The 23,663-nt window shown below is 23.9% G+C and carries 28 protein-coding genes; 21 read left to right on the top strand and 7 right to left on the bottom strand.

Going from position 1 to position 23,663, the window contains the following annotated elements; translation table 4 throughout:
* Positions 1-321 precede the first annotated feature (321 nt).
* Positions 322-2,706, top strand: a complete 2,385-nt coding sequence (gene secA, locus AACK83_RS10070) for a preprotein translocase subunit SecA (protein ID WP_338958253.1) — start codon at positions 322-324, stop codon at positions 2,704-2,706.
* A gap of 57 nt (positions 2,707-2,763) precedes the next feature.
* On the opposite strand, the gene AACK83_RS10065 is transcribed toward secA, so the two are convergent.
* The 3 genes from AACK83_RS10065 to AACK83_RS10055 form a co-directional block, all read right to left on the bottom strand.
* A complete protein-coding gene (locus tag AACK83_RS10065) occupies positions 2,764-3,213 on the bottom strand; it encodes a hypothetical protein (protein WP_338958251.1) in 450 nt (149 codons plus the stop codon).
* Positions 3,214-3,434: 221 nt separating this feature from the next.
* The gene (locus tag AACK83_RS10060) at positions 3,435-3,761 is read right to left on the bottom strand and encodes a hypothetical protein (RefSeq protein WP_338958249.1); all 327 of its coding nucleotides are present in this window, start codon (positions 3,759-3,761) and stop codon (positions 3,435-3,437) included.
* Positions 3,762-3,843: 82 nt separating this feature from the next.
* Complete coding sequence (locus AACK83_RS10055) at positions 3,844-3,993, bottom strand: hypothetical protein (RefSeq protein WP_281748502.1); 150 nt, start codon at positions 3,991-3,993, stop codon at positions 3,844-3,846.
* A gap of 547 nt (positions 3,994-4,540) precedes the next feature.
* Here AACK83_RS10055 and AACK83_RS10050 point away from each other — a divergent pair.
* From AACK83_RS10050 to AACK83_RS10040, 3 genes are all read left to right on the top strand, one after another.
* A complete protein-coding gene (locus AACK83_RS10050) occupies positions 4,541-5,509 on the top strand; it encodes a BspA family leucine-rich repeat surface protein (protein ID WP_338958246.1) in 969 nt (322 codons plus the stop codon).
* 159 nt (positions 5,510-5,668) lie between these two features.
* Positions 5,669-6,289 carry a ribonuclease H family protein gene (locus AACK83_RS10045; RefSeq protein WP_338958244.1) on the top strand — a complete coding sequence of 207 codons (621 nt, stop codon included), beginning with the start codon at positions 5,669-5,671 and terminating at the stop codon, positions 6,287-6,289.
* 23 nt (positions 6,290-6,312) lie between these two features.
* Positions 6,313-6,699, top strand: coding sequence for a hypothetical protein (locus tag AACK83_RS10040; protein WP_338958242.1), 387 nt, complete (start codon positions 6,313-6,315; stop codon positions 6,697-6,699).
* An 11-nt stretch (positions 6,700-6,710) separates the two neighbouring features.
* Here the strand turns inward: AACK83_RS10040 and AACK83_RS10035 are convergent, their stop codons facing one another.
* The gene (locus AACK83_RS10035; RefSeq protein ID WP_338958240.1) at positions 6,711-8,330 is read right to left on the bottom strand and encodes a DEAD/DEAH box helicase; all 1,620 of its coding nucleotides are present in this window, start codon (positions 8,328-8,330) and stop codon (positions 6,711-6,713) included.
* Positions 8,331-8,621: 291 nt separating this feature from the next.
* Here AACK83_RS10035 and AACK83_RS10030 point away from each other — a divergent pair, with 291 nt between their 5' ends.
* Positions 8,622-8,771 (top strand): hypothetical protein, encoded by a 150-nt coding sequence (locus AACK83_RS10030; RefSeq protein WP_338958239.1) that lies wholly within the window; start codon positions 8,622-8,624, stop codon positions 8,769-8,771.
* Positions 8,772-8,895: 124 nt separating this feature from the next.
* Positions 8,896-9,858, top strand: coding sequence for a hypothetical protein (locus tag AACK83_RS10025; protein WP_338958236.1), 963 nt, complete (start codon positions 8,896-8,898; stop codon positions 9,856-9,858).
* Between the two features lie 144 nt (positions 9,859-10,002).
* On the opposite strand, the gene AACK83_RS10020 is transcribed toward AACK83_RS10025, so the two are convergent.
* The 3 genes from AACK83_RS10020 to pepF form a co-directional block, all read right to left on the bottom strand.
* Positions 10,003-11,397 carry a hypothetical protein gene (locus AACK83_RS10020; RefSeq protein ID WP_338958233.1) on the bottom strand — a complete coding sequence of 465 codons (1,395 nt, stop codon included), beginning with the start codon at positions 11,395-11,397 and terminating at the stop codon, positions 10,003-10,005.
* A 474-nt stretch (positions 11,398-11,871) separates the two neighbouring features.
* Positions 11,872-12,861: a GMP reductase gene (locus AACK83_RS10015; RefSeq protein ID WP_338958230.1), complete on the bottom strand. Its 990-nt coding sequence runs from the start codon at positions 12,859-12,861 to the stop codon at positions 11,872-11,874.
* A 129-nt stretch (positions 12,862-12,990) separates the two neighbouring features.
* The gene (gene pepF, locus AACK83_RS10010; RefSeq protein ID WP_338958228.1) at positions 12,991-14,829 is read right to left on the bottom strand and encodes an oligoendopeptidase F; all 1,839 of its coding nucleotides are present in this window, start codon (positions 14,827-14,829) and stop codon (positions 12,991-12,993) included.
* 145 nt (positions 14,830-14,974) lie between these two features.
* Here pepF and AACK83_RS10005 point away from each other — a divergent pair, with 145 nt between their 5' ends.
* The 15 genes from AACK83_RS10005 (at position 14,975) to AACK83_RS09935 (ending at position 23,612) form a co-directional block, all read left to right on the top strand.
* The gene (locus tag AACK83_RS10005; RefSeq protein ID WP_338958225.1) at positions 14,975-16,369 is read left to right on the top strand and encodes a peptidase M17; all 1,395 of its coding nucleotides are present in this window, start codon (positions 14,975-14,977) and stop codon (positions 16,367-16,369) included.
* A gap of 562 nt (positions 16,370-16,931) precedes the next feature.
* On the top strand, positions 16,932-17,867 hold the full coding sequence (locus AACK83_RS10000; protein WP_338958223.1) for a rolling circle replication-associated protein: 936 nt from the start codon (positions 16,932-16,934) through the stop codon (positions 17,865-17,867).
* Between the two features lie 359 nt (positions 17,868-18,226).
* Positions 18,227-18,508 (top strand): hypothetical protein, encoded by a 282-nt coding sequence (locus AACK83_RS09995; protein ID WP_338958222.1) that lies wholly within the window; start codon positions 18,227-18,229, stop codon positions 18,506-18,508.
* Between the two features lie 2 nt (positions 18,509-18,510).
* Positions 18,511-18,711: a hypothetical protein gene (locus tag AACK83_RS09990; RefSeq protein WP_338958221.1), complete on the top strand. Its 201-nt coding sequence runs from the start codon at positions 18,511-18,513 to the stop codon at positions 18,709-18,711.
* Between the two features lie 18 nt (positions 18,712-18,729).
* Positions 18,730-18,969 carry a hypothetical protein gene (locus tag AACK83_RS09985; RefSeq protein WP_338958218.1) on the top strand — a complete coding sequence of 80 codons (240 nt, stop codon included), beginning with the start codon at positions 18,730-18,732 and terminating at the stop codon, positions 18,967-18,969.
* 22 nt (positions 18,970-18,991) lie between these two features.
* Positions 18,992-19,156 carry a hypothetical protein gene (locus AACK83_RS09980; protein WP_338958215.1) on the top strand — a complete coding sequence of 55 codons (165 nt, stop codon included), beginning with the start codon at positions 18,992-18,994 and terminating at the stop codon, positions 19,154-19,156.
* Positions 19,157-19,275: 119 nt separating this feature from the next.
* Positions 19,276-20,133, top strand: a complete 858-nt coding sequence (locus AACK83_RS09975) for a hypothetical protein (RefSeq protein WP_338958213.1) — start codon at positions 19,276-19,278, stop codon at positions 20,131-20,133.
* Position 20,134: 1 nt separating this feature from the next.
* Positions 20,135-20,368 carry a hypothetical protein gene (locus tag AACK83_RS09970; RefSeq protein ID WP_174479931.1) on the top strand — a complete coding sequence of 78 codons (234 nt, stop codon included), beginning with the start codon at positions 20,135-20,137 and terminating at the stop codon, positions 20,366-20,368.
* Position 20,369: 1 nt separating this feature from the next.
* Complete coding sequence (locus AACK83_RS09965) at positions 20,370-20,576, top strand: hypothetical protein (RefSeq protein ID WP_174480862.1); 207 nt, start codon at positions 20,370-20,372, stop codon at positions 20,574-20,576.
* Between the two features lie 21 nt (positions 20,577-20,597).
* Positions 20,598-20,852: a hypothetical protein gene (locus AACK83_RS09960; protein WP_174480864.1), complete on the top strand. Its 255-nt coding sequence runs from the start codon at positions 20,598-20,600 to the stop codon at positions 20,850-20,852.
* Positions 20,853-20,863: 11 nt separating this feature from the next.
* Positions 20,864-21,157 (top strand): hypothetical protein, encoded by a 294-nt coding sequence (locus tag AACK83_RS09955; protein ID WP_338958209.1) that lies wholly within the window; start codon positions 20,864-20,866, stop codon positions 21,155-21,157.
* Between the two features lie 84 nt (positions 21,158-21,241).
* A complete protein-coding gene (locus AACK83_RS09950) occupies positions 21,242-21,439 on the top strand; it encodes a hypothetical protein (RefSeq protein ID WP_338958207.1) in 198 nt (65 codons plus the stop codon).
* Positions 21,440-21,448: 9 nt separating this feature from the next.
* The gene (locus tag AACK83_RS09945; protein WP_338958204.1) at positions 21,449-21,640 is read left to right on the top strand and encodes a hypothetical protein; all 192 of its coding nucleotides are present in this window, start codon (positions 21,449-21,451) and stop codon (positions 21,638-21,640) included.
* Positions 21,641-21,642: 2 nt separating this feature from the next.
* Positions 21,643-22,695 (top strand): hypothetical protein, encoded by a 1,053-nt coding sequence (locus tag AACK83_RS09940; protein ID WP_338958202.1) that lies wholly within the window; start codon positions 21,643-21,645, stop codon positions 22,693-22,695.
* Positions 22,696-22,706: 11 nt separating this feature from the next.
* Positions 22,707-23,612 carry a hypothetical protein gene (locus tag AACK83_RS09935; protein ID WP_338958200.1) on the top strand — a complete coding sequence of 302 codons (906 nt, stop codon included), beginning with the start codon at positions 22,707-22,709 and terminating at the stop codon, positions 23,610-23,612.
* Positions 23,613-23,663: the final 51 nt, after the last annotated feature.

Below are 23,663 nucleotides of genomic sequence, written 5' to 3'. Positions count from 1 at the left end.
TTTAATGAAAATAGTTTAAATAAAATGTTAGAATCTAAAATTAATTTTATTGAACTTACAAAATCAGAAATTAACAAGGAATCTTTTAATAAAAGTAATATTAAATCATATAATAATCAAGTTTTTTATAGTAATTAAAATAATTATAGTAAATTATTTTTTCTAACTTCGAAGAGAAAGAAAAAAATATAATATAAATACAATTTTTTTTTGGGTACTAAGTTTTCTAAGTTTTTTTATGTTAAAATAATAAAGATTTTATTACTTTACAAGTAATAATAAGTATAAGTAATAATAAAGAAAAAAATGGTGATTTACTTTATGTGAGATCGTAAAATTTTACGAAAAATTAATAAACAAGTTAAGGCAATAATTAGCCTTGATGAAACAATGAGAAAAATTAAAGATGAAGAATTAGCAAATAAAACAGTTGAATTCAGAACCAGATTGGCAGAAGGTGAGACTTTAGATGATATTTTAGTTGAAGCTTTTGCGACAATTAGAGAAGCAGCACGAAGAATTAGTGGATTACATCCATATCCTGTTCAATTAATTGGTGGTATTGTTCTTCATAATGGTGATGTTGCTGAAATGCGAACTGGTGAAGGAAAAACTTTAACTGCTGTGATGCCAATTTATCTAAATGCTTTAAGTAGTAAAGGTGTTCATGTTATTACTGTTAATGAATATTTGGCGGCAAGAGATGCTGAATTAAATCGACCAATTTTAGAATTTTTGGGAATTACTATTGGCGTTAGTCTTCGTGATCATTCTACTAATCAAAAACGTGAAGCGTATTTAAAAGATGTTACATATACAACTAATTCGGAATTAGGCTTTGATTATTTGCGTGATAATATGGTTAAGGTTTATCCAGAAAAAGTTCAACGTCAGCTTAATTATGCTATCATTGATGAGGCGGACTCTGTTTTAATTGATGAATCAAGAACACCTTTAATTATTTCTGGTGGTTCAAAAAATCGTACTCCTTTATATCAAGCATCAGATGTTTTTGCAAAAACTTTAATACCTGAAGATTATAAAATTGATTGAGAATCACGTCAAATTGCATTAACAGTAACGGGTGTTAATAAAGCTCAAAAACAGTTTAATTTAAAAAATTTATTTGATATTGATAACTCGGAATTATTTCATCATATTCAAAATGCACTTCGTGCTAATCATGTTTTCAAATTAGATGTAGAATATGTTGTTAAAGATGGCGAAATTGTGCTAGTTGATCAGTTTACTGGTAGATTAATGCCTGGTAGAGTATATAGTGATGGACTTCATCAAGCTTTACAGGCTAAAGAAAATGTTACAATTCAACAAGAAACAACAACAGTAGCTACTATTACTTATCAAAACTTTTTCCGTTTATATAATAAATTAAGTGGTATGACAGGAACTGCTAAAACCGAAGAAGAAGAATTTGTAAAAATTTATAATATGAGAGTAATTAAGATTCCTACTAATAAACCAATTATTCGAGAAGATAAACCCGATCATGTTTTTGCTTCATTAAATGCTAAATTTAAATCTTTAATTGCAGAAGTTAAAGAACGACATACTAAAAGACAACCAATTTTGATTGGTACTGCTAATGTTGATGTATCAGAACGAATTGCTAATATGTTAACTTTGGAAGGAATTAAGCATGAGATTTTAAATGCTAAAAATCATGCTCGTGAAGCTGATATTATTGCTAGAGCTGGTGAAAAAGGATCAATTACTTTAGCAACTAATATGGCAGGACGTGGAACTGATATTAAACTTGGTAAGGGTGTTATTGAACTTGGTGGCCTTGCTGTATTAGGTACCGAAAGAAACGAAGCACGAAGAATTGATAATCAATTACGTGGAAGAGCCGGAAGACAAGGTGATCCTGGATTTTCACGATTTTATGTTTCAATTGAAGATGATTTGATGTTACGTTTTGGTGGTGAAAAATTAAAAAAAGCTTTTGCAAGTTTAGGTGAAGACTATATTAGATCAAAAATGTTAACTAGATCAATTACTAGAGCACAACAAAAAATTGAAGGTATGAATTTTGATGCACGAAAAAACTTATTAGATTATGATAATGTTATTGCTCAGCATCGTGAAGCTACATATCATCAACGTGATAATATTTTACTTGCTGATGATTTATTAGATTTAATCAAAAATATGCACAGAACAGTAGCACGTGATTTACTAAATATTTTTAATAAAGTTGTTGGTAGAGAACAGTTTATTGATTATGATGAATTAGTTAAAGGTATTGAAAATAAATTAATTAAGCCTAATGATTTAATAGCAGAAAAGTTAAATCGATTAAGTACTGAAGAAAATATTGATTTAATTGTTGAAAAATCTTATAATTTTTATCTTGAAAAAAGAGAAAAGTTAAATGATGTTATTATAAAACAAATTGAAAATAGTGTTATTTTACAAACTTTTGATCAATATTGAACTAATCACATTGATGCTTTAAGTAAACTGCGTGCAGGAATCCATTTGCGTGGTTATGCGCAGTTAAATCCCTTACAAGCTTATATTGAGGAAGCTTCAAAATTATTTAATCGTATGAAAATCAATGTTGCTCATCAAGTTATTATTATGTTACATAGCATTGATCCAGAACAACATCAGGTCCGTGGTGGTCAAGATGTATTGGATACAGTATTAGCAAGTAATGTTGAAACTAAAACTAAAATTGGATAATCAATCTTTATTTAAAAAACTAAGTATTAAAATACTTAGTTTTTTAAATATGTTTTTTTATTCTATTTGATTTTTTTCTTTATGTTTTCATGACTTCTTTTTAAATATGTTTTTATTTTTTTTACTGTCATAAGTGACTGAAGTTGTTCAATGGGGGAAATTATTACCTTTAGTAACAGCATTACTATTATTCATGGGTACTAAATTTTTAATATAATTAGTTCCATCTGCTGTGGTGGGGCGTTCATAAACAATAGTTCAATTTAAACTTTCAATTGGATCATTAAGCTTCGGTTGTGCAATAAAATTATGTCAAAACATTAAGGCACCCGCATAATCTCGACGGTATAATTGTGGATTAAAATTATTAATAATTTCTCCTTTATTTCATACTTCTTCAATTTGTTGTGGTGTTCATATTGTTTCTTCTTCTTCATTATTTGTTGAAGAAGTTATGTTTTGATTAATTTCATTTTGTGAATATAGTGCTTTTGCTTCTAGTGACATATATTTCTTTTTTCTACTTTTTTTAATAAAGCATATACAAGAAATTATTAAAACTATAAAATAAAAAAATTCTAATCCTCATGGAATAATGAAAAATAGTTTTTTCCGAATAGTTATCGTAGAAGCAAATTTATAAAAAGCAACATATCCGCCAAAGGAAAAAAATAAAATTGATCCAATAATAAAAAATAATGATATTCATAACATAATTCTAGTTAATATTAAGGAAATAAAATCATTATTTTTAAAAAAATAAAAGGAAAGGCAACAACACCTAAAATTATGAAACCAAAACCCAATACTGCAATTGTCAGAGTTGGAAAAGTTAAATTGAATTTAAAAAATTTCTTAGTGATTAAATTATCAATAAGGATTAATAAATCAGTAGTTTCTCTTTTAAAGAAAATAATTCATAAAACTCAACTAATTAGTAAAGTTACACTTGTTAATCATGAAAAAATTATAATCATTCAATTATTATAATAGTTAATACTTTTCTTTGTTGAATAATTATCATCAACAGTTTCTTTAAATATCTTTTTTTTCATTTTTAAAAACCTTATAATATTTTATTGTTAATCAATTCTATTAATTTTTCTTTTTTCATAATATCTCTCCAAAACTAACTTATTATTTTTGTGTATATTTTGTTACTGTATTATTGAATGCTTGTTGATAACATTTACCACTGCAATATATAAATTTATCACGATATAAAGAGTCAAATGTATATTCTTTCTCACATGATGAAATATAGCATTTAGTTGTAATAATTGGCATAATCTAATTAACCCCCTTTAAATTTATATTATACATTTTACATGATTTCTGTTTTATCATTTTATTAATTATTTTTTTATATTTTAAGTGTTTTATATATTAAAATTTATATTATTTTAAATAGTGCAATAGATTTAGTTAATAAGTTATTAGTATACAATTTTATGAAAAAAGTGTTAAAAAATAATTAAAAGTATGTAAAATATATTTATCTTCTTAAACTTAAGAAGTTATTGGTAAAAATTGAGGAGGATTAATTTATGAAAAAATATTTATCATTATTAATTGCAATATCATTAGTGCCGGTATTTTATTTTATTTATTAATTTAATAATAAAAAATAGTTTCAATTTAAAAATAGTTTAGTTATCGGTGAACATTTTGCAAGTACATTGATAACTTTTTATTTAATTTAAATTTAAAGATAATTGTAATGCTTTGTTTTTTTATAACTTATTGTTTATTTATTTTTTTAAAAAATACTAAAATATATTTATCTTCTTAAATTTTAAGAAGTTATTGGAGAAAACTTGGAGGGTGATTAATTATGAAATCATTATTAACAACATTAAGTATTTTAGCAATTACGGGTAATTTAACTAATGTTATCTTAAATACAAGTTCACAAAAAATTCAATTTTTAGATAATAAAATTCAGCAAGATACAATTTACATTGACAAAGATGGAAAACAAGTGAAAACGAGTGAAGTAGATTTATCAAATATAAATAGCAAAGAGGTTATTCAAATTGGATTTTTTCAAAATCGAGAAGGAATAATTCAAGTTGTTAAAATGCCAGTAACAATAGAAAAAGTATCTGATCATTTACCATCAGAAATTAGATCTTTGAAAAATATGTTTATGGATGCAAGAGCATTTAATCAAGATATTTCAAAATGAAATACATCAAATGTAGTAGATATGAGTTATATGTTTAGTAATGCTTCATCATTTAATCAAAATCTATCAAGTTGAAATATTGCACACGTAACAAATATGAGTTCAATGTTTGCTGGAGCAAAAAAAATTAATCAAGATATTTCAAACTGAGATGTAGTTAATGTAACAACTATGCATGCAATGTTTTATGGTGCTTTATCATTTAATCAAAATTTATCTTGAAATATAATTAATGTGAGAGATATGAGTTCAATGTTTTATGGTGCTTCGTTATTTAATGGTAATATTACAAATTTACTCTATGATAATAATGTAACAAATATGAATAATATGTTTCGAAATTGTTTATCATTTAATCAAGATATTTCAAAATGAATTGTAAATGATGTTACAAGCATGCGTTGTATGTTTGCTGGAGCAGTGGCATTTAATCAAGATATTTCGAAGTGAGATACTTCAAAAGTGGTGGATATGGGTTATATGTTTTATAAAGCTTCTTTATTTAATAAAGACTTATCAAAATGAAATGTAAATGAAGTATTATGACATGGATGATTTGCTAAAAATTCAGGATTTGAAAATGATCCTAACAAATGACCCAAATTTAAAAATTAAAATTTTAAAATAATAAATATTTTTTTGTGCCATTTTATTTAATTAGTAAAGTCACTTGCTAATTAGCATTAGCAATATTTTTGCTTTTAGTTGTAATTTTAATTAGATAAAATTTAATATTATTGTAAAATTAAAATAAACAATAGAGGAGTCATAATTATGGCAAGTAAATTTTATGCAGTAAAAAAAGGTAGAGTCATTGGAATATTTGAAAACTGGAATGAATGTGAAACACAAATTAGAGGTTATGCTGGTGCTCAGTATAAAAAATTTGCAACTAAAAAAGAAGCTCAAGATTATTTAGATGATAAAATTCAAATAAAATCTGAAAATCACTATAAATATGAAGTAATAGCATATACTGATGGTAGTTTTAAAGAAGAAATTAATCAATTTTCTTATGGACTTGTTTTCTTAAATAATGGCAAAAAAGATATATTTTATGAAAAATTTGATGATGAAAATTGAGCAAAATTAAGAAATGTTGCTGGAGAAATAATGGGTGCACAAAAGGCAATGCAGTTAGCTTTGGAAAATAATATAAAATCAATTTTAATTTGTCATGATTATGTTGGAATTAGTAAATGATGTACTGGTGAATGAAAAACTACTAAAGTAGAAACAAAGGCATATAAAGCATTTTATGATAAAATAGCAAAAAATGTTAATGTTTATTTTAAATGAGTTAAAGGTCATAGTGGTAATATATATAATGATGAAGCAGATGCTCTTGCTTGAAAAGCATTTAATTTAAAAAAAATGTCTAAACCAATAATTTAAATGTTAAAAAGGTGGTAAATAACATGATTAATAAAAAAATAATATTAGCAACTTGTTTAGGAAATATTATTGGAGGTAGTTTGTTTACTCTTTCTGATCTATATCAAAAAAGAGAACAAAATATTCTTGAATTTGATATTACTTCAGCTATAACAGTGCTTTCAGGATGTTTTACTGGTGCTCTTTTTGGTTTTATTTCAGGTCTTTTTTGTTGTTTAAATGATGAAGAAGATAATGGTGATTATAGAGAATTTTTTGAAAGTCAACAAATCATTGATAACACTCATTCTTTTCAATCTTCAAACGAATTTGCGCCTTTATTGCAAGAATATATTCTTGAAATTAATGATGAACAATTCATTCCTAATAATAATGCAGATCTTGTTTTTAATCCTCGTTTAGTTTATTAAACATAATAAAATTATTCAAAAAATTTAATACCTTGATCATTAATTATTTTATTAATATCAATTTTATTATTAAGGATGTCTCTAATTTTTAAATCGATAGTATTAGCACAATATAAATTAATAATTTCTCTAGTTTTATTATCGTTTAATTGAGTTGGAAAAAAGCGACTTTCAGCTTGCTCATTTTCGGTTGGGTTTAATTCACGATCTAGAAAAATCATAACATCACCTTTATCTAATGTGATACCAACATTACATAAAATAATTTTAACTTTTTTACTTTGAAAATCACTAATAGCTTTAAGCCTTTGTTCATGATTTACTTTACCAGTAATTAATTGATGATTTAATTTATGTTTATCTAAAATGTTACTTAAAATGTTAATTCCTTTATCACTAAAACTACTATAAATAATAATTGAATCATTTTCATTATCATGTAAGTAGTCTAGTAGTCAATTAAATTTTGCTCCTAATTCTTTCATTCCCTCATTAATAGGTGTTGAACAAATAGTTCTTAATTTCGTAAATATTTGTAAAAAAGTTATTTTAGATTTTTTATTATAAAATAATTCTTGTTTCATAGTTTCAAGAGTATCATAATAAATTGCGGTTTGTGCTTTGGGCATAGTTAAAATTAAATCATTTTTAATAATTTTTGGCATTTCATTACGTACATCAATTTGTTTGCGCATAATTGATATTTTTTTAACTAAATAATCAAATTCTGCTGCTAGTTGTGGTTTAACATTTGGTTTTGGTATATTAATAGTTACAAAATTGGTAATACGTTTTCTAATTATTCCAAAATAACGAGCAACAAAATCTCAATAATCAATATTTTTATATAGTTTATTATCAATAATTTTTAATATACCAAAAATATCACTAGGATGATTATTGGCAGGGGTACCAGTTAAACAATAAACTGATGATACTTTATTTGCAACTTCCAAAATTGTTGAACTTTGTGCAGTTTTATAGTTTCTTAAAAAATGTGCTTCATCAATAACTAATGTAAAATCAAATTTAGTTAATAATTTATTTTTTATATCATTTTTAAAAGTGTTTTTAGAAACTACTAAAATACAATTATTACTATTTTTAAATTGATTATATTTTTCTGTTCGCACTTTAGTAATATCATCTTTAATAGTAATACAATTATAGGTAGTTCATTTTTTAATTTCAGGAACCCATGTTAATAAAATAGTTGACTTAGGAACAACAAATAATATTTTATTAGTTTTCATTTCTGATAATGCTGTTAAAATAGTTGGTGTTTTCCCAGTACGCATTTCATTAAATAAGCCAAATCTTTTATTTGCTTTTAAAATTGCAACATCAACACGTTGATAATGTCTTAGTTTAGGATTACCTGGATAATCATTTAAGTTTTTTTCTTGTTGGATTTTTTTTCATGATATTAGTGAGTGTTCATATATTTTTTTTAATTTATCATTATTATTTGTATATTTAAGTAGTATTTCAAGAGCAAACGGAGTATTAAATATTTTAAATTCATTGGTATTATTGATATCAATAATACCTAGTGCATTTAAAATTTCTTTTTTATTTTTTTTCACTTTAATTGTAATATGTTCATTATTAAAACTTATGATTTCTAACATTATTAACCTACTTTAGTGTTTGTATATGATATTAAATATTATAATAAAATTAATATAAATTAAAAAATAATTTATTTTTGTTAGTAAATATTAGATTATTAATAATTTATTTTTAAAAGAATTATAAGTTATTGAATTGTATATAGAAAATAGTATTAATGTATATATCATGTAAATTTATTATATTTATATACAATGTAAAAGAAAAACTAAATATAGTTTTCAATCTATTATTTTTTTAAGAAAGTAATGATTTTTTTTATATTAAATAAAAAAGAAAGGAAGAAGTTAGTGATAGAAACAATTAGAAAGGAATCAAAAATTTTTAAAGAAGAAATCAAAAAAATAGATAGTGTAATAAAAACAAAACAAAATAATAGTTTTAAAGATTGAAAAACAAAAATTAGAAAAAGAAAGAAAAAAACATTTTGAACAAATTAAAAAAATAGACAAGATTATAAATATTAATGAACTTTATGAAATACAAAAACAAATAGAAAAAAATAGAGAAGAAATATTAAAATTAAAAAATCAATTACCAAATAAACAATTACAAACAACATATATGATAAAAAAATGAAAAGAAAACATAGTGGCATTAGATGAAGAGATATCCAAAGAAATGATACGAGAAGAGAAATTAGATAGTGAAATAAGAGTATTGGAAGTTGAAGGAACAAATATAGAACAGCAAATTGAAAATTTTAATGCTCATGATTTAAATAAAAAATTAATTTTATCAAAGTTAAAATTAAAAACAGCAAGATTAACTGTTAAGTTAGAAAGAAGAACATACAAAACAAAAAGAATATTTTGTAAAATTGCTAGAAATGAACTTGAAATAGCAAATAAATTTTTTTCAATAAAACAAGAAAATTGATGATTATGTCCAAATCTAAAATCAGAAAAAGAGGTTTTAGATGCAAGATTAAAAATAAGATTAAAATTGAAGATGGAAAATATTTGTGATTTAAATCGTAGTATGAGTAGAAGAAATTTAGATATTGCAAAAATAGATAAAAAAATTGCAAAATTAAATTTTAGTATAAATAAAAAAAATATTGAAATTAATGGTTGTATTGCAGCAGTAAGACAAATTTATAATTCACAAAGTATAAAAACACAAATAAAAATATTATTAAAATCTCCTTTTATTTGATTGAATAAACAATTTCAAAAATATAAATATGAATTAACGTTAAATCAATATCAAGCTCAATTAGAAAAATTAGAAAAAGAAATCCAAAAATTAGAAACAGATAAAGGAGGGCGAAATTTTTCTAATAAATTTTGAGTTATTATTAGTTGTGGTCGTTTTAATAATAATAGAAGCAATGAAATTAAACAACAAAAAAAGGCAAAATTATATGAAATTAAACAAAAGATTTCTGGATTAAGAAATCAAGCAACTATGCAATCTCAACCTTCAACATCTAGACATGCTGTATCTTGAAATGAAATGGATCCTAATCGCTGTTTCAATGAAATTGGATATAACGATGATAGGGGGTTTACTTCTTCGTTTTAATATATTAAATAATTGTAATAATAAAAAAGTGAATTATTAATTCACTTTTTTATTATTATATAATGTATTTTTTCAGTTAATATTTTTAACTAAAATGTGTTATTTTTTTATATTTCATCAAAAGAGAAGTTAATGACTTTACTTTTACATAACTTGGATAGATGGTTGATTTGAATCTGGATGATCTATCGGTTCGCTTTCATTTATTAAGTTTGCATTAAATGGTTGAAAATTAAATTGTTTTATTAATTTTTTAAAACTATAATTTTGTGCTTGTTGATTAGCAAATCTTTCTATTCCTTTTATACTATTGGTTGCTATTTCTTTTGCAATTGAAATTTTTGTTCAAAATCAATCAAAATAAGAAAAAGAAAAAGAAGTAAGAGTATTTTCAAGAATTACTGTCAATAGTGTTAGTGGAAGTGCTTTTTTAATATTTTCTAAATTTATTTCTTTTTCTTCGCCATAAAGACCAGTTAATATATTTTTAAAAATTGATACAAAAAGAAGCATACTAACAGTACTACCATATTTAATAATTTTTGAAAAGTTTTGATTTTTTAAATTTTGTCATAATTTTTCAATGCAAGGTTGAGCAATTTTATCAAAAATTAATTCTTCAATTAAAATACTAGTAAAAAAGATACTTATTCTTTCTATAAAAGATATGAAGTTGAAATTTTCTTCACTAACATGTAAATATAAAAATTGATCTCAAATACTAATACCACCAATTACTAAAGAAAAAGATAAGTATTTTCATTTATTTTTTAAAGAAATAAGTTTGTAATTTAAATAAGATAAATTCATTACTATAACACCACTAATACCACTCATTAATACATCTCAAAAATTATGATAAAGATTTTCAGGTAACTTTTCTTTATGAAAATAATTTTTAGCTTCAAATAATAATACTGATCCGAAAGCAAAATTTAAAAAAATTGTATTAGGTAAAAACATATATTTTGAACTTAAAAATTTTTTAAAAAAATTAGGTTTTTCTTTATTTATTGGTAAAAAAGTAGTTAAATCCAAGTCATTTAAATTATTATTGTATTCTCTTTCTTCTTCATTATTGTATATTTTATATTTTGTTTCAATTTTTTTATTTTCATTTAAATTTGATAATTCTAAAATAACTGCACCATCATTTAATATAATTTCTTTCATTAAATATAATTGATTATTAATATTTGCTATTTTTTCATTTAAAACATCACCTGTTATAAATTTCGTATTATATTCTCAATTACCATTAATATCTAATCTTTTTTGTGTTTTTCCACCATAACGATCATCAGTATCCCTTCAATCATTGCTAAAATTAACAATAGTATGTACTGAATCACCATCAAATAATAAATTGTTTAAATTATTATTTTCTCTTGCATTTGTTATTTGAACATCATTTAAAGTTATAATACTTTCAGTACTAGATGAATCATTGTGATTTATTGATATATGTGAATTATTAATTCCATTATAATTAATATGTTCATTTTTTTTTAATAAAGGTAATTTTTCTGTATTAATCATTTTTTCATCCCTTTCAAAATAAAAAAACCATTTACTTTAAAATGAAAGTAAATGGATTAAAAAACTTATATTAATTTTTATATTTATTATAAAGAAATAAAACGTATTTCACAATATATTTTTATCTAGTATTTTAAATAAAGTTTATTTAATTTATTTTTTATTAAAAATATAATTGAATATAAACTAAAAAGCAAAAAATATGGAAGAAGCTAAAAAAGCAAAACTATTAAAAATGATATCATAAAGAAATATAATCAAAATAAATATAAAATAATGATAAAAAATCAGAAAAAAAGTTTTAGACAAAGTAGTTTAAATATTAAAAATAATTTAATTATTAGATTCTTTAATATCATTAAACAATTATCACAGTGAATTCAATTATCATCATAGGCAGTTTGATTTGCTTCTATTTTAATAAAAAACAATTCTGGGTACCCAGAATTGTTTTTAAAGAAAAATTAAAAGTTATTAACGATCATCACCATTATTAATAGTACCTTTAACAATAACATAATCACATTTTGTTAATGCAGATAAATCTTTACCACCAGCATAAGAAATAGCAGATTGTAAATCTTCTTCCATTTCTTTATAAGTATCAGCAATTGAACCTTTATATGGAACAAGTATTTTTTTACCTTCAATATTTTTTGCTTCCGCTTTGTTAAAAATACTTGCTGATCCAAAATATTCTTTGTAAGATTGACCATTTATTGTAACAATTTTGCCAGGTGATTCATCATAACCCGCTAAAATACTTCCTGCCATAATTATAGTGGCACCAAAAGCTATTGCTTTAGCAATATCACCATTACATCTAATACCACCATCTGCAATTAATGGTTTAGTGGTGCTATTGGCAACATCTTGTAAAGCATTTAATTGTCAACCACCTGTACCAAATCCAGTTTTTAGTTTAGTAATACAAGCTTTTCCTGGACCAACACCAAATTTAATTGCATCAGCGCCTCATTTTTCTAAATCTTTAACAGCGGTTTTTGTCATAACGTTACCAGCAATAATAAAAGGTTTAGTATTTGTTTTAGCAAAAGTAGTTTTTATAAATTTAATCATTTCTTCCATAGCATTACTATGACCATGAGCAATATCAATAGTAATAAATTCCGGAATTAGATTCAGTTTGATTAATTGTTCAAGTAACTCTTTATCCTCTTTTTTAACACCAATGCTAATTGAAGCATATAACTTTTGTTCGTGCATACTTTTAATAAATTTAATTTGATCGATATTAAAACGGTGCATTACATAAAAGTAATTATTTTTAGCCAATCAAATACATAATTCTTGGTTAATGACAGCACTCATATTTGCTGGAATAATTGGAATTTTAAAAGTAAAACCATTTAGTTTAACACTGGTATCACATTCTTTTCGTGATTTAACTATTCCTTTATTTGCAATTAGATTTATATCTTCAAAATCAAATTTCACATTCATTTTTTATTTATTCTCCTTAGTCTTTACTAATTGTAATAGTCAAAATATGTACATATTATTTTATAACGTTTTAAATAAAATGCTAAAGGACTAAAACACCATTAGTATTATATATTATTTTTTTGCAATTTAATTATCTTTATTATTAATTAAGTCTGATAATTGATTAATCATTTTCTTTAAATTAGTAATTAATGGGTTATAAACATCAATTTGTGTTAAATCAACACCCGCATCTTTTAAAATATCTAATGGATATTTGCTGCCACCGGCTTTTAAAAAGTTAAGTAAATTTTCTTTTTTTCCGTTTTTAACATCTTCATAAAGTTTATAAGAAACGGTAATTGAAGTAGCATATTTATAAACATAATAAGGTGAGTGGAAAAAATGAAGAATTCGTGGTCATGAGTATCCTTTTGCTTTTTCTTCGTATTTATCTAATGCTTTTTGTCCATATTTATTAGCTGTATTTTCAAATAAATCAGCCAAAATATCGGCGTTTAATGGCACTTCTTTTTCTACTAATTTATGTGCTTCTCATTCAAATTCAGCAAATTGAATTTGACGAAAAAAAGTACCAATTACAGTTTCAATATGAGTTTGTAGTAAGTAAATGCGTTCTTGATTATTTGAGGCTTTATTATATAAATAATCAAAGGCTAGATGTTCATTAACTGTTGAAGCAACTTCAGCTAAAATAATTGGATAGTCAGCATTTGGATATTTTTGATATTTTTCTGAAAATAGGGTGTGAACAGAATGACCTAATTCATGAGCTAGTGTATTAAGTGAATTAATAGTATCATCTCAATTCATTAAAATAATGGGTTCTACGCCATTACCACCCGTTGAATAAGCACCAGTTCGTTTATTTGTGTCTTCATAATAGTCAATTCTACCTGGTAATAATGCTAAGTTTAATTGCTCTAAATATTCATCACCTAAGATACTTAAAATTTCTTTGACTGAATTAATACCTTCTTCAACACTGAATTTTTTGGTTGGTATTGTTGTCATTTTTAAACTAGTATCGGTACTATAAAATTTTTTAAATTTAAAAAATTTACGTTTTAAATTATAAAATTCTTCTACTAAAATAGCGTGTTTCTGTCCTGTTTTTATTAAATTTTCATATAGTATTAATGGTACATCATCACTTAATAGACTATATTCTAAAGTAGTTAAATGTTTTTTATTATCTTTTTCTTTATCGTTGTTACGAATTTTTATTTCTTCAACAGCTACTTCTAAAATGCTTTCATAAACTTGTGCTAATGAATGTTTTTTATTTTTAATATCTTCATAAAATTTTTTTGAAATATCAATTCTTAATTGTTGATCTTTTACTGGATTACTATTTTCTAAAATGTCTAAATATAAAGTTTGTGTTAATTCTTGTTCTTTATTTTGATAATTAAACATTGTTTTTTGTTTATCAGCATAAACCAAACTATCATATAAACCACCAGCAGCACTTCTTGATTTGCTAACTTTGCTTAGTAAAGTTTCATCGTGCTCACTTAAAATAAATTTTTCAAATTTAAAGAAAACTTCCATATCATGTTTATATATCATTAATGAGGGGTCATTATTAATTCAGTTTTTAATAGTTTGTAAACCAATAGTTTTGATTTCTGGTTCAATTCATGCTAACTTTTCCGATAACTTACTTTGTTGAGTCGCAAATAAACTAGATAATTGTTGCAATTCTAAGTTAGTTTGATCTAAATCTCCATAATGTAAATATTGCACAACTTTAGACCCTAACATTGATATTTCTTTGCTAATTGCTAAATATTTTTTAAAGTTATCAATATTATTTAATTTTCCTTTAAAAGTTAAAAGTTGATTGGCAAATTTATCAAACTCAGGTAAAGCTTTTTTTCAAGAGTCATTATTAATAAATAAATGCTTAAAATCTCAGCAGTACTTTTTTTTATCTTTTTCATTTAATTCAGAACGCTTCATAGTTTTTGCTCCATTCTATGGTAATATTACAATACAATAATAATACAATAATATTGTTTAACTTATCTATTTTTGTTGTAATTTTCGAAAATATTAATTCAGATATATTGTAATTATTTTAATATTACCATTTAGGAGTGAAAATATGGATAAAAATATTCTACTTAATGTTAGTAGTAAACTTGAATTAAAATTAAAATTAACAGCGGTATTTGCTGATAAAGTTCCTCATGAATTGATTGCTAAAGAAAAAAATAAATTAACATTAATTTCTGAAGATAAAACTTATTACCTATATTTAGGTGATAGTAAGGGCTTAACTCGTAATGATGTTTATAATTTTTTTGTAAATTTTAGTAGTAATAATAGTCAAGATTTGGATATTGATGTCAAATCTTTTGTTACGAGTAATTTAGATGAAAGTATACTTTTACAAACTATATATGAAGCATTATGATTCGGTACTTTTAAAGAATATACTTTAAAAAGTAAAAACAATGAAGAAAAAAAAGTTAAATATAATGTTGTTTCAACAGCAAAATTCCCTAACTATACTTCACAACAACAAATCGAAATTCAAGGAGAAAGTATTAATTTAGCACGTAATTTCCAAGATATGCCACCTAATTTGTTATATCCCGAAGTTTTTGCAAAAAAAATTCAAGATGCAGCAAAAGGTATTAAAAATTTATCAGTAAAGGTTTTAGGGCAAAAAGAAATAACAGAACTAAATATGAATTTATTATTAGCAGTTAATGCTGGAAGTAATTTTGATGCTCGTGTTGTTGTTTTAGAATATAAAGGTGATCCACAGCATGCCGATGATATTTTAGGATTAGTTGGTAAAGGAATTACTTTTGATAGTGGTGGTTATTCACTAAAACCTTCTTCAGCAATGAAAGGTATGAAATTTGATATGTCGGGTGCAGCTAGTGTATGTAATGCTGCCATTGCTGCTGCTAAATTACAATTAAAAATAAACTTTGTAGCTGTTGCTTGTTTAACAGAAAATAAGATTGGTAGTCATGCTACTTTAGTAGAAACAGTCTTTACTTCAATGAATGGTAAAACTGTAGAAATTAATAATACCGATGCCGAAGGAAGGTTGGTATTAGCAGATGGTATGACATATGCTTTACGTAAAGGAAAAGCAAATCGTATTATTGAATTATCAACTTTAACTGGTGCAATGCTAGTTGCATTAGGTAGTTATATGACTGGTGCTTTTGCTACTGATGATAAATTATTTAATGATTTTGATTTATCATCACAACAAACTAATGAAGAAATTTGAAGAATGCCAATTCATCAACAAAATATTTTAAATATGCGTTCATCTAAAATAGCTGATTTAAGTAATCTTTCTAAAGATCCATATGGTGGTTCATCAAATGCTGCTGCATTTTTAAAAGAATTTAGTGAAGATAAACCATTTTTACATTTAGATATTGCGGGAACTGCTTATAAAAATGATCGTGGTATGGGTGTATTAATTAAAACATTAGTTCAATATATGAAAAATTATAGTACAAGTAAATAAAGTTATAAAAAGGAATAATCATAACAATTATTCCTTTTTTATTTTATAAAAAAGTTATTTAACAATATTTTTAGTTAATTGGTGTTGAAATAATATTTGATTCTATTTTTTGTAGTGTTTTTAATAATGGTGGTAGTTGAGAATTATTAATTTTATTAATATTTAATCGATTACTTGTATCAATAGTATCATTTAATTTAATATTTATTTTTTCTAAGATTTTAATGTTTTTATCAAATTTTTCATAATAATTTTTGACTAATTTTTCTAAATTTTCTTCAGTAATATTTGAATTTAATTGGAAAATTGAATTGTTTGAGTAAACAGACTGATAATATTTTTTAGGAAAATTACATATATAACTTAATGCTTGACAAGTATATGTATTTTTAAATTTTTCTCAACAAAAATCAGTAATATTAAGTTTAGTTAAGTATCATTTTTCACCGCAAGTGTCAAATTTGATACTTTTTTTTATTTTTTATGATAATATATATAAAGATTTATATTTATTTATAAATCATTCAATTTTATCAAAAATTCCTACCAGGATTGATTATAGATGAATATTTCATACAATTTTTATGTTAAAAAAATTTTTTATGCTTGTTATGTTAAGAATGTTGTTTTGCCTATTGATATTTTAAAAAATGAGAGAAATAAATTAGGTATAAAGAATATTGGTAATAATACTAAATTAAGAAATAATAATGTTCGTACTAAATGTAAATTAGTTCAAAAAGCATTACATAATTTTTATAATGCAAGAGTTTTGAGTTTTTTAACTTTAACTTATCATAAAAATGAAACTGATATTAAAAAAGCAAAACATGATTTACAATTATTCTTTAAACGTTTAAAACGTTGATGAAATGACCCTAAACGTGCTAAACATTTGGGTGAATTAAGATATTTTTATGTTTATGAATATCAAAAGCGTGGTGCAGTTCATTTTCATATATTATTTAATCGTAAAATACCATATAGTATGATAACTACATGATGAACACATGCTGGTAATAATAAAGGTATTGATTTAAAGGTTGTACATAAAGGAACAAATGAATTTGTAGTTAAATATTTGAGTAAATATGTAACAAAAGTACAAGAAAATATTAAATCATTAAATCAAAAAGATGTTGGTGTTCAAGCATATTCATTTAGTAGAAATTGTAGAAATCCGCTTGTAGTTCGCGGAACTAAAATGTTAAGTTTACAAGAATTAGTACAAGCATGTGCAAAAGCAAAAGAATTTTATTTATTTAAAACTAAACCAAATGAACAAGGTGTTACCAATTTAATTGGTGGAAGTTATGATTATGTTGCAAATTGTGATTATTTTAAAGACTTTAATTATTATGTTAGTTTAGAAAGTTTACGATTTAGGTATTGATTAAAAAATACATTTAATAAAAATGATATTTTAGATTTTATTTATAAAATTTTTGATAAAAGCAAAATTCAAAAAATATTTTTAAATAAACGGATTTTACATTAATTTTATATTTTTTTTGTAATATTTGTATTTTTTGGTACATTTGTTATACTTTAATTGTGGTAAAGATATTTGCTGTTCTGGTAGGTAGTAAATGTCTTTACTTTTTGTTTTATATTTATTGATATTTTATTTAATTATGATATTATCTACTTATAAGTAAATATATTTTAGATTAGTTTTTAAATTATATTTAACTTATTTGAATTGGTTTACAATTCCCTACCAGGAATAGTTAAATATTAATATAAGAACTTTTTATTTATTAAATTAATTTTATAGTTGTATATTTTTAATTTAGTTATTTATAATTGTTTGCCAATTCAATTTATATTTTATATAGAAAGAAGTTGGCAATTTTTATGTTTAAAGTTCAATTGGTTAATATTGATAAAAATAGAATGATACCTGATAAAAATAATCAAGGTCAAAATTTGAAATTTGATGTTTTAACTTTTTTAGAAATTAATAAACAAACAAATATACCTACCGGTAAAGTACGGGATAAATGATATAACCCGTTAGTAGTTAATGATTTTACACAATATTTACATAAACTTAGTTTTAAAGTTGGTAATTATTATGATTTAAAATTAGATTTATCCGGTACTATTGTAGATATTATTGAATGAAAAGATAAATAATTATGGTTAAAAATGATAATTGTTTATGTGAACAAGCATTTCATTTAGCAATTTATATGTGTAAACTTTGTGACCAAGTTATTTGTCCTAAAAAAGTTTTACAAAATTTATATACTAAAAATTATTATTGTCCTAATTGTATATTAAATATAGCGTTAAATAAATCAATGAGAAAAAAACAATTACAGTTAAAAGAAAATTAAAATTAAGGTAGGTTTAAAATGTTAAATGTTGAAAGTTATTTAAAAATGAATGGAATTGATGAAAAAAAGTTTTTAGATTTTTTATTAGATGAATTTGTTAATTTTCGTTGTAGTAATAAAAAATGTACTACAAAATTTTTAAAGCCTTATGGTAATTTTGATGTTTCAATGATATTAACTATGCTTGAAAATTTAATTTGTGTTGATTGTAATAAATGTTATCATTGTTGAAATAAAAATCATAAATGTAATAAATAAAAAAATAAGGTGGTATATAAAAGTGCAAGATTTAGAAAAACGTATTGAAGAATTAGAAACGGTTGTTAATGATTTAATTAAATTTCAAACTTTACTTTTACATTCTTTTAATTATCTTGGTAAAGATGAAGAAAAGTTTAAATATAGTGAGATTAAAAGAAAGACTGTTATTAAACATTTAAAATAATATTTTAAAAAAAACTAAATAGGGAGTATATATATACTTTTTTGTGTACTTTGCTCCCATGTTATACAAATTAGTATATATATGCTCCTTATTATTATATAAAGTAAGGAGTTTTATTTATGCCTAATGAATTAGAGCAAACTAGTAATTATACTTTAACTAAAATTTTAAGAACTGGATTAAGTCCTTTAAGTGCTATGGTTGGCGTAAGTGCTTATTATGGTCAATATTTAAAAGACCCAATATTAGGTTCTATTAATTCATTATTATTTAGTAAAAAGTTAGGAATTGATATATGGAATATTAATCAAAGACCTACTACTAGAAATAAAGTTATTAATAGTTATAAAAAGATATTTTTAGGTTTAGGAACAATTGGTTTAATTAATTATGCTAATTTTGTTCAGTATGTAGATAAGTCAGTTTCTTTATTAAGAGATGAACCTTGTTTTTGACCACCATGTCCTACTGAACTACCAATTCCTACACCAATACCAACTCCTAAGCCAGTAATTGATAAGCCTTTTGTAGACTGAGATACTTATATATCTTTAAATAGTTTTGGTATAGCAAATGTTATTAGTGGCTTAACTGAGTTAATACCTAATAAATTTCAAAATATAAGAAAGATAGCAAATATGGGTACTGGTGGATGTTTGATTAGTAGTGGTGTTGCTATGGGTATTAATAATAATTTTAATAATTATTTTGCTATTCCTACTATTATTGCCGGAGCAAGTGAGATTATAAATACTTTATTGTTACCGTTAGGAAATACACATAATAATACAGAGTTACAAGAAGTATTTACTGATGAAAGAGCAAGGTTAATTAATGCTAGTGTTAGTGATTATCAAAGTACAAATGATAGTATGGTTGATGTTGATTTAAATGATGATAGTATGTCTGAGATTAATTTAGATAGAGCAAGTTTAAATTGGGATTATTCTTATGCTTATACGTTAGGTGGTGTTTAAAATGGATTTTAAGGAGATTATAAAATATGCTTTATATATTGGTGGGTTTTGTCTTATACTTTGATTTTGTCGTAATTGAATACATGAGGGTATACAGAAATTCAAACATAAAAAACATGTAAAGGAAAAAGAAAATGACCCTGATTGTACTTTTTGTCGTAAAGATTTTGAAAAGAAGAAACGTAAATTAGAAATGGAAAAACAACAAAAAGAATTAGAGAAAGGGGGTGATTAATATGCCCGCTGGACTATCAGCATTATTAACCATGATAGGTGGTGTTGGACAACAATTATTAAATGCTTTTACTTATATTTTTGGTTGAGTATTTACTACTGGCGATGGTGGAACACTTACAAATTGACCAGTTTTAATTTCAATCGTATTTATGGTTCTTGTATTTATTAAGCAGTTTGTTGGTCATATTATCCATGGAACTCATTAGTAATTAGAAAGGAGTAAGCAAATGGTAAAGTTATTTTTTAGTTTGGTTTTTGTTTTACCATTATTAGGTAGACTTTTACCAGTTGTTAATACTTTGGTACAAACTATTTATATGCAGTATTTAAGTTCTTTTGCTGGATTACATACTGTGACACTTTTTATTAAGTCGTTTTTTTATGATAGTTTATACACTTTACCTTTGCCTATTCTTGCTTTAATAAATGTTAGTTTTGTATTTTATTTAATTTTAGGATTATTTAGATTTACAAGACATTAGGATGTGAAATTATGTTTATACCTTTTATTACAACTGTTATGCAATTATTTGCTTCAATTTTTATGAAGTTTTTTAGTTTTCCACTTGGTGATTTAGGTTTTAATTTAGGTACGTTAATGATATTTTTGATTTTGCTTAGATTTGCATTTAGGGTTATTTTACCTGAATTGATGTTACCAACATTAGGTTTAGGATATGCTGTTAAGTTCATTGGTAAAAGTTCTGTTTCTTTGGGTGTTGGTACTGGTCAACAAATTGCTAAGAGTTATCAAAGACGTGTTGAAAAAGTGAAAAACAAGAAATAAACAACAAGGTAAGTTTAAAGGTGGTGCTGGTGGTAATAAGTTTACTGGTAGTTCAACTCGTGATTTTGGTATTGGTGATTAATTATGTCTAATTTTGTTCTTAGTATATTACATTTTATTTTTATATTTTCTAGTAAAGATATTCAAATATTTTTAAATCAACCAAACATTACTAATGAAGTTTATATTTTGTTTGATTTGACTTTTTGGTTGGTATTAGGTGTATTTTTTAATTTTATTTATCGTGTTATTAAATTTGTTTTTAGGTCATTGTTTGGGTAGGTGTTAAGTATGAGTGTTTTAGAAATTTATAATAAAATACATCAATGTATAGTTGATTATTGAACTATGTTTATAGGTAAGCCAGTTGATGATTTTACTACTATTTTATGAAATTTAGTAGTTTATGGTACACAGTTTTTTATTGGATTTGTTTTGTTTTATGGTTCATGGTGAATTTTAAAATGTTTATTTGGTAAATAATTATGTGATTTAAGTTTGCAAAAATATTTTTTGTTGTAAATACTTCTGTTCAAGCACCAACTAGTTTAATTGTTTCAAATGACCCTAATGTTGTTAATTATGATATTACAAAAGAAATGGTTAAACACGTTAAGTATAATGATTTTAATGATTGAGCAACAATTCCATGAAATTCTGCTTATTTTGACATTGACCAACCGGATTTAAAATTAGTTAGTGGTGAATATATTGGTAATCAGGGTACTTATATATGTTCTTATTATAGTGATACAGTTGGTGTTCCAAAACAACAGATAAATATGGGGTCTGGCGTTTATACTTTTAATAGAAAACAATTGGATGAATTTTCACGTATTATGTTTAATCATAATTATGTTTCAGAAAAGAATACTAATCATTTGAATTTTGTTAATAACGATAGGAGAGTTATAAATTTTCAAACACAGTTAAATTTTGAAATTGATAAACCTTTGAGTTTTTATATTCAAGGATTTATGTTTTATTTTGAATATGAACGTTTTAAAACTTTTACTGCTAATTTTACTTTTAGTTTTTTAGATTATGTTGGTGATACAAAGTATGTTTTTAAAGGTAAGGTTGATAATAATATTTATCAGCAACATTTATATAATTTTGTTACTTTGCCTATTCGTGTACCAAATTTAAAACATTTAATAGTATTTTTTGATGTTCACGGCGATTCATATTCTTATATGTCACCACAGTTAAATCTTGGTCAAGTTAATATTTTTTCAAGTGAAAAAGTTATGCCAGTTCCACCAAATAGTCCTTTTAACCCTGAGTATGAGCGTGTTAGTTGATATGATGTTTTTGGTCATTTGCGTAATGCTTTTAGATGAGTACTTTATGGTGTTGTTGGTAAAGTTTTACCAGTTGAACCATTAAGAGAATTTTTTACTAAACTTGATGGATTATTGAGACGTATTTTTGATGATACTATTAGTTCTGTTTTAAATGTTGATTTTACTAGTGGTTTAGAACAAGTTTTAACTTTATGAGTATTTTTAAAAGCAGTAGGATTTTTAGTTGGTTAGGAGTTGAAATAATGCCTTGATATGGTTATTTCCTTTTAGGAATTTTATTATTAATAATACTATATCCATTTTTAATAACTAGAAAAAATATAAAGATATTACAACGTGTAGGTAGTTATATTATTTCAGCACCACCACGTACTGGTAAATCTGCCCTTGCTTGTTGTTTAGCACAAAAACATAAGGGTAGGGTAGTTAGTCCTATTCCTATTAAAGTACGTAATGAATATAGTTATCGCTGTTCTTATGATGATGTTTTTAAGTTTAATCAATTAAATAGTAATTATGCTTTTAAAGAGAATGATATGCTTGTTTTTGATGAATTAGGTTTAAAAATTAATAGTAATGATTTGTCACCCGAATTTAAAGAAACACAGGAAAGTTTAGGAATGTTTTGTAAATTGATAGGTCATAATTTTAATGGAATTATGTATATGATTGAACAACACCCCGATAGAATACCAAAACAAGCACGTGAAAAAGTAGAGTATATTGTTCAAGTTAAAAGAATGCGTATTTTATTATTTTTAGTTAAGTTTAAACTTAATATTTATACTAATGTTGATGATTATAATAAAATTGTTTTATCTAAAAGACAAACAAAGCGAATAATTAAACGTGGTGGATTACCACCCAGTTATAGTGGTGAAACTATGACTTTTAGTTTATGATTTCCTAAGTCTTATTTACAAAGATATAATAGTCGTGCTTTAAATTATATTCATTCGTTAAAGAGTGAATTAAGTAGTGTTAAAGACTATGAACAGTCACAAGCATTAGATTTTACTGTTGATGATATTAAAGCAGTAGGATTAGATAAGTTGGATAATATATTACAGACTGAAAAGAAAGAAACTAAAAATACTGTATGTCGTGCTTGTTATTATAGAAATAAACATTCTAACAAAAATAAATAAAGATGCTAAAATAAATTCATAAACTTAATATAAGTTTTTAATTCATTATTT

Source organism: Spiroplasma endosymbiont of Tiphia femorata, from assembly GCF_964020225.1.
Taxonomy (GTDB): domain Bacteria; phylum Bacillota_I; class Bacilli_A; order Mycoplasmatales; family VBWQ01; genus Spiroplasma_E.
This window is presented reverse-complemented; position numbering and strand designations above follow the sequence as displayed.